Here is a 6,452-nt window from a genome sequence, read left to right as displayed (position 1 = left end):
CCCTGGAGCAAGCCCGTCAGGCTGACCTGCAACGCGCCACCGGCACGCCCGGGCCACTGACCGGCGTGCCCATCGCGCACAAGGATATATTCTGCACCGAGGGTTGGCTCACCACCTGCGGTTCGAATATGTTGGCCAACTTTGTCGCGCCCTATGACGCCACCGTCATTGCCAAATTCAAGCAGGCCGGCATGGTCAGCCTGGGCAAGACAAACATGGACGAATTCGCCATGGGCTCGTCCAGTGAAACCAGCTTTTTCGGTCCCGTCAAGAACCCCTGGGACGAGAACGCCGTGCCGGGAGGTTCTTCTGGCGGCTCAGCAGCGGCCATAGCTGCCCGCCTCGCCCCCGCCGCCACCGGCACCGATACCGGCGGTTCCATCCGCCAGCCGGCGTCCCTGTGCGGCATCTCGGGCCTCAAGCCCACCTATGGCGTGTGTTCCCGCTATGGCATGATCGCCTTCGCCTCCTCGCTCGACCAGGCCGGCCCCATGGCCAGATCTGCCGAGGACTGCGCCCTGCTGATGAACGTCATGGCGGGTTTCGATCCGCGCGACTCCACCAGCCTGGAACGGGAGGCCGAGGACTACACGCGCGATCTGGAACGGCCGCTTTCCGGCTTGCGCATCGGCCTGCCCAGCGAGTTCTTCGGCGAGGGATTATCCGCCGAAGTGGCCAGCGCAGTGGAAAGCGCAATTGCCGGGTATCGCAAGCTGGGCGCCGTCACGGTTGACATCAGCCTGCCCAATTCCGGCCTGTCGGTGCCGGCCTATTATGTCCTGGCGCCGGCCGAAGCCTCGTCCAACCTGTCACGCTTCGACGGCGTGCGCTACGGCCACCGCGCGCTCGAGTACAAAGACCTGCTGGACATGTACGAAAAATCCCGGGCCGAAGGTTTCGGCACCGAGGTCAAGCGCCGCATCATGATCGGCACCTATGTGCTGTCGCACGGCTATTACGACGCCTACTACCTGCAGGCCCAGAAGCTGCGCCGCATGATCGCCGATGACTTCCAGGCCGCCTTCCAGGTCTGCGACGTGATCGCCGGCCCGGTGTCGCCCACCATTGCTCGGGCCATCGGCTCGCAGACGGATCCGGTGCAGGAATACCTGGCCGACATCTTCACGCTGCCTGCTTCGCTGGCTGGCCTGCCGGGCATGAGCGTGCCTTGCGGCTTCGGTGAACACGGCTTGCCAGTTGGCTTGCAGCTGATCGGCAACTACTGGCAAGAGGCTGGCCTGCTGCACACGGCACACGCCTTCCAGCAAGCCACCGACTGGCACCAGCGCCGGCCTGCGAGCCTGTCATGAGCACCCCTGCTTCGCCCACACACTCGGACGGCATGACCGTGCGCCACCTCGATGTGGACATCAGTCAAGGCTTTCCGATCTACTGGAACAACAACGACGCCTACCGTTCGCAGTTGCTGAACGGCCTGTCGTTCATGTTCCCGGTGGGCGAGCAGTTCTTCATCGACAGCGTGCGCCACTTCGCCAAAAATGTGGCCGCGCAAGGCAAGACCGAGCTGGCTGAAGAGATCAAGCTCTTCATCGGCCAGGAGGCCACGCACCGCCACCTGCATCAGCAGTACAACGACTACCTTGTGTCCAAGGGCTACAGCCCCTGGGTCGAGCGCGCGCTGGCCCGCGTGATCAAGCACACGGCCTTCTTCGACCCACGCACCAAGCTGTCGATCACGGTGGCTTACGAGCACTTCACGGCCATCCTTGGCGATGGCCTGCTGCGCTACCCGAGCTGGACCGAAGGCATGGAGCCCACCATGCGCCAGATCTGGATGTGGCACGCGGCTGAAGAGTCCGAACACAAGGCCGTGGCGCTGGACACCTACCATGCAGTGGGTGGCGGCTATGTGCGCCGCGTGGCCATGTACCTGCTGATCTCGCTGGAATTCATGTACTACGCCTTCGTGCAAAGCGCGCTGATGCTGAGCAAGGATGGCCAGTTCCTCAAACGCAAGACCTGGGGCAGCGCACTGCGCTTCTGGTTGGGCCGTGACGGCATCCTGTGGCACACCATGCCGCACTGGTTTGCCTTCCTCAAGCCCAACTTTCACCCCTGGCAACACGACAACCGGGCCTTGGTAGCACGCTGGCGACAAGACTTCGCCACCAGCTACCGGCCCTTGAACAATCAACCTACGCGACACCCCGCCTGACGCCCATGAGCTCTCTGTTGATCCGCGGCTACGAAGTCGTCATTGGCCTGGAAACCCACGTCCAGCTGTCAACGCAATCCAAGATTTTTTCTGGCGCCTCGACGCAATTTGGCGCCGAGCCCAATACCCAATCCTGCCCGGTGGACCTGGCCCTGCCCGGCACCCTGCCCGTGATGAACAAGGGCGCGGTCGAACGCGCCATTGCCTTCGGCCTGTCGGTGGGTTCGCACATCGCGCCGCGCTCGATCTTCGCGCGCAAGAACTACTTCTACCCTGACCTGCCCAAGGGCTACCAGATCAGCCAGTACGAGATCCCCGTGGTGCAAGGCGGCACGGTCAGCTTCTTCGTGGGCGACAAGGAGCACACCGTGCGCCTGGTGCGCGCCCACCTGGAAGAAGACGCCGGCAAGTCGCTGCACGATGACTTCATCGGTTTCAACGGCGAGAAGTCTTCCGGCATCGACCTGAACCGCGCCGGCACGCCGCTGATCGAGATCGTGACCGAGCCCGACATCCGCACCAGCACCGAAGCGGCCGAATACGCACGCGCCCTGCACACGCTGGTGGTGTGGCTGGGCATCTGTGACGGCAACATGCAGGAAGGCTCCTTCCGCTGCGACGTGAACATCTCGGTGCGCCGCCCCGGTGCGCCTTTGGGCACCCGCCGCGAGATCAAGAACCTCAACAGCTTCAAGCACATCGTGCAGGCGGCTGATTACGAGATCAACTGGCAGATTGACGAGATCGAAGACGGCCGAGCCATCCAGCAAGCCACCGTGCTGTTCAACCCCGACACGGGCGAGACACGCGCGATGCGCACCAAGGAAGATGCGCACGACTACCGCTACTTCCCCGACCCCGATCTGCCTCCGCTGGTGATCTCGCCGGAGTGGGTGGAGCGTGTGCGCGCCACGATGCCGGAGCTGCCTCGCGTGATGGCTGCGCGCTTCGAGCGCGACTATGGCCTGCCGGCTTATGACGCCTCGCTGATGACGCAGTCCAAGGCCTTCGGCGCCTTCTTTGAGGCGGCAGCCAAGGCTTGCGGCCAGGCCAAGCTGGTGTCGAACTGGCTGATGGGCGAAGTCTCGCGCCGCCTGAATGCAGCCGAGCAAACCATCGAGCAATCGCCGATCAGCGCCACCTTGCTGGCCGCGATGATCTCGCGCATCTCGGACGGCACCATCTCGAACAACGGCGCCAAGCAGGTGTTCGATGCACTGTGGAGTGGTGAGGCCGCCGATGCCGTTTCCGACATCGCTCGCGTGGATGCGGTCATTGAAGCCAAGGGCCTCAAGCAGATGAGCGACACCGGCGAGCTGGAAAAGATCCTCGACGACATCCTGGCCGCCAACGCCAAGTCGGTCGAAGAGTTCCGCGCCGGCAAGGAGAAGGCCTTCAACGCCCTCGTGGGTCAGGCCATGAAGGCCACCAAGGGCAAGGCCAACCCGGCCACTGTCAACGACTTGCTCAAGAAGAAGCTGGCGGGCTGATGCGGGAGGTGGCGTGAAGCCGCCTCACCCAAGGCACAAGAAGCCGCAACAAAAAACCACGCACAACAGGCGCAGACCGCAAGGCTGCGCCTGTTTGCTTATGGCGCCTTGGCCCGGCCCTCAGGCTGCATCACCAGCGCCGGGAACATCGCCATCAAGGCCTGGCCACCGAAGTACACGATCCAGTTGTAGGCATACAGCTGAAAGCTCGGCACCGCCGGATCCACACCGCTGCGTAGCCACGAGCCAAACAGGATCAGATCCGAGTAAGGAATCAGGATCCCGCCGATCAGCACCACCAGACCACCTATCGCCCAACCACTGTTGATGAAGTAGCGCATGGCCAGCACGGGCATCGCCACATAGATCGTCAGGTTGAACGCGAAGGAGCCGTCGCGCAGCAGCGGGTGAGCCTGCACACCGGGCTGTACATGCTGAAGCCAGGCCAGCAAGTTGCCCGCCAGCAAAGGCAGGGCCAGGCCATAGCGCCACAGGCCTCGCGCGCCCTGCCCTGCAGCTACCGACTCACGGTCATGCCGCCACAGCATCAACACATAGATCACGTAGCCCACGCCAAACAGCAGCATGGCCCAGGTGAGTTTGAGCGACACGGGCTCCACCCCGCTCATCGCGCCATTGACGTAATCGCCCACCGCCGTAGACGCCATGCCCAGTGCCATCCAGCCGGCATAACCCGCATGTGGTGATGCACCTCGGCTCGACAAGTACAAAGCGAACTGCGACAGCACCACCGCCGCCATGAAGGCGATATGCAGCCCGTGATAGACCGCGTCACTCACATGCTCGATGCCCGCCAGCAGGTTGACCTCGATGGCGATGGATACGGCCAGCAGGCCGGCCACCAGCTTGATGTGCTGTTGCGGGCTCATGCTGCACACCCTCGGCATCCATCAGCCATACATCACCTCTTTGCTTGAAGTCGCAGACAACCACGTCGCCACAGCGCTATTGAACTCATCGGCGCAATCGACCATCACCCAGTGCCCACTGTTGAAGGCGCGCACCTCGTTGCCCGGGCGACTGGACAGCCACGTCAACCACGAACGGGAATGGAACATGAAAGGCTTCTTGCGCCCATAGGCGTAGAAGAACGGGCACTCGGGCTCGATCTGGCGCATGGCATCGAAACCACCAAATGCTTTCATCCAGCGCATCGCATAGGGGTAGTTCATGCCTGCGTGCACATGGCGTGGATCAGCCTTGGCCTGCAAGGCTTTGGCCATGCCGCGCGTCACGCCGTTGCCAATCGCGCCCCCGATGTACCAAGCCAATGCCAGCGTGATCTGATAAGTGAAGACCATGCCTTTGGCCACCACAGACAAAGACTGCTCGAAAGCCGGTGAGTTGGCATCACCTACATCAATGGCCACGATACGCGCCACACGCTCGGGATGCAGCATCGCAAACTGGTAGCCAAAGGCACAACCCCAGTCGTGCAGCATCAGCGTGACCTTCTGGTTCGGGCTGACGCTGTCCACCACCTTGGCAATCACGGCCACGACATGGTCCAGCGAATAGCCACCCTCAAGGCCCACCTTGTCGAAACCTGGCAGGGTCATGGTGACGCAACGGTGGCGCCCGCGAAAGAAGGCAAGCTGTCTATCCCACAGGCGATGGGTGTCAGGCCAGCCATGCAGCATGAGGATGGTGTCAGGGCCATCGCCCTCGACGATGACAGGCACGCCGGCAATCAATTGTTCACGGGCCATCGGTGCTCCTGGGAATTTGATCTGGCAAAAGAAATAACCGTGTATTTCAGCAGCGCCAGCCATGCCCGAAACGCCAATCTCGTGCCGCTCAGGTCAACCTGCGACAGCCTGTACACCCACCTCGGGTGGCTCAACATGGCGCCTCCAGCACACCATTGACTGATCAGGTCAAGAGCACCTACCCAGAATAAGCCTACCCGAGGGCTCTGCCCGCAGGGGGTGCCTGGGACAGTGGCGATCGAACTCACCGTCGGCCCCGAGCAGATTCAACCAAATAGACATCATTGTCTGAAGAAGCAGTAATTTGTATGAAATTTGCAATGAAACCCCTGATGGTCGCAGCTGCCTTCGTTGCTGCCGGATCAACCCACGCCACCAGCATCACGCTGCCCGCTAACGGCACCGCGGTGGCCGCTGGCTATACCCTGTCGGAGCTGAGTGGCACGGACACGCTGACCTTCTCCAGCGCGCTGATCGGCGCCTTGAATGCGGGCAAGGTGCAAATCGCCGGCGTAGACCCCGCCACAACCGCCGTGACCTACAAGACCAACGCGGCCACCAAGGTCGTGTCGATCTCGACGGCCTCAGCGGCGGCGCCCGTCACCTCGCTGACTGCGGACGTCGTCGGCACTGGCCTGGCTGTCACAGGTGCGGGCACTGTCGGTGGCTCACTGCAAAGCGCCACCAGCGCCAATATCGCCACCACGGGCGGTTCGCTGAAAATCGTCAACTTGAGCGTCGATCTGCTGGCCAAGAAGGTCTACGCCGATCTGATCGGCGGCAATGGCGTGGGCACCCACAACAACGTCTGGCTGTGGGACATCACCACCATCACAGGCCCCACGACACTTGACCTGTCGCTCGTGCCCGCTGGCGGCGGCGTGGTGTCGATCACCAATACACGCTCCGGCCTGACCATCAACCAGGCTGCGTTTGACCTGTTCGCCACGTCCATGGGGCTGACGGCCAACGGCATCACCTCGCTGAAGACCGTGACCGACTTCGGCACCATCGTGTCGACCATCAGCGTGAAGGCCGCACCGGCAGTTCCTGAGC

The 6,452-nt window shown here is 62.6% G+C and carries 6 protein-coding genes; 4 read left to right on the top strand and 2 right to left on the bottom strand.

Annotated features, from left to right (window positions below):
* The 3 genes from gatA to gatB form a co-directional block, all read left to right on the top strand.
* Nucleotides 1-1,310 (top strand): Asp-tRNA(Asn)/Glu-tRNA(Gln) amidotransferase subunit GatA (gene gatA / locus EPO09_RS18555; protein WP_290645398.1); only part of this gene is annotated, 1,310 nt, incomplete at its 5' end.
* Nucleotides 1,307-2,176: a metal-dependent hydrolase gene (locus tag EPO09_RS18550; protein ID WP_290645396.1), complete on the top strand. Its 870-nt coding sequence runs from the start codon at nucleotides 1,307-1,309 to the stop codon at nucleotides 2,174-2,176. The genes gatA and EPO09_RS18550, both read left to right, overlap by 4 nt.
* A 5-nt stretch (nucleotides 2,177-2,181) precedes the next feature.
* Nucleotides 2,182-3,666, top strand: a complete 1,485-nt coding sequence (gene gatB, locus EPO09_RS18545) for an Asp-tRNA(Asn)/Glu-tRNA(Gln) amidotransferase subunit GatB (protein WP_290645394.1) — start codon at nucleotides 2,182-2,184, stop codon at nucleotides 3,664-3,666.
* Nucleotides 3,667-3,764: 98 nt separating this feature from the next.
* Here gatB and EPO09_RS18540 read toward each other — a convergent pair whose 3' ends face one another.
* Together EPO09_RS18540 and EPO09_RS18535 are read right to left on the bottom strand one after the other, a co-directional pair.
* Nucleotides 3,765-4,556 carry a hypothetical protein gene (locus EPO09_RS18540; protein WP_290645392.1) on the bottom strand — a complete coding sequence of 264 codons (792 nt, stop codon included), beginning with the start codon at nucleotides 4,554-4,556 and terminating at the stop codon, nucleotides 3,765-3,767.
* Between the two features lie 21 nt (nucleotides 4,557-4,577).
* Complete coding sequence (locus tag EPO09_RS18535) at nucleotides 4,578-5,396, bottom strand: alpha/beta hydrolase (RefSeq protein WP_290645390.1); 819 nt, start codon at nucleotides 5,394-5,396, stop codon at nucleotides 4,578-4,580.
* Nucleotides 5,397-5,704: 308 nt separating this feature from the next.
* Between EPO09_RS18535 and EPO09_RS18530 the strand changes: the two genes are divergently transcribed.
* On the top strand, nucleotides 5,705-6,452 hold a 748-nt coding region (locus tag EPO09_RS18530; protein WP_290645388.1), incomplete at its 3' end, for a hypothetical protein.

The sequence above is a fragment of the Aquabacterium sp. genome (assembly GCF_004297345.1).
In the GTDB taxonomy this organism is placed as follows: Bacteria; Pseudomonadota; Gammaproteobacteria; order Burkholderiales; family Burkholderiaceae_C; genus Aquabacterium.
This window is presented reverse-complemented; position numbering and strand designations above follow the sequence as displayed.

Coding starts and splice junctions, on each gene's coding strand:
- EPO09_RS18540 (WP_290645392.1), bottom strand. CDS start 4,556: ATGAGCCCGCAACAGCACATCAAGCTGGTGGCCGGCCTGCTGGCCGTA.
- EPO09_RS18550 (WP_290645396.1), top strand. CDS start 1,307: ATGAGCACCCCTGCTTCGCCCACACACTCGGACGGCATGACCGTGCGC.
- gatB (WP_290645394.1), top strand. CDS start 2,182: ATGAGCTCTCTGTTGATCCGCGGCTACGAAGTCGTCATTGGCCTGGAA.
- EPO09_RS18535 (WP_290645390.1), bottom strand. CDS start 5,396: ATGGCCCGTGAACAATTGATTGCCGGCGTGCCTGTCATCGTCGAGGGC.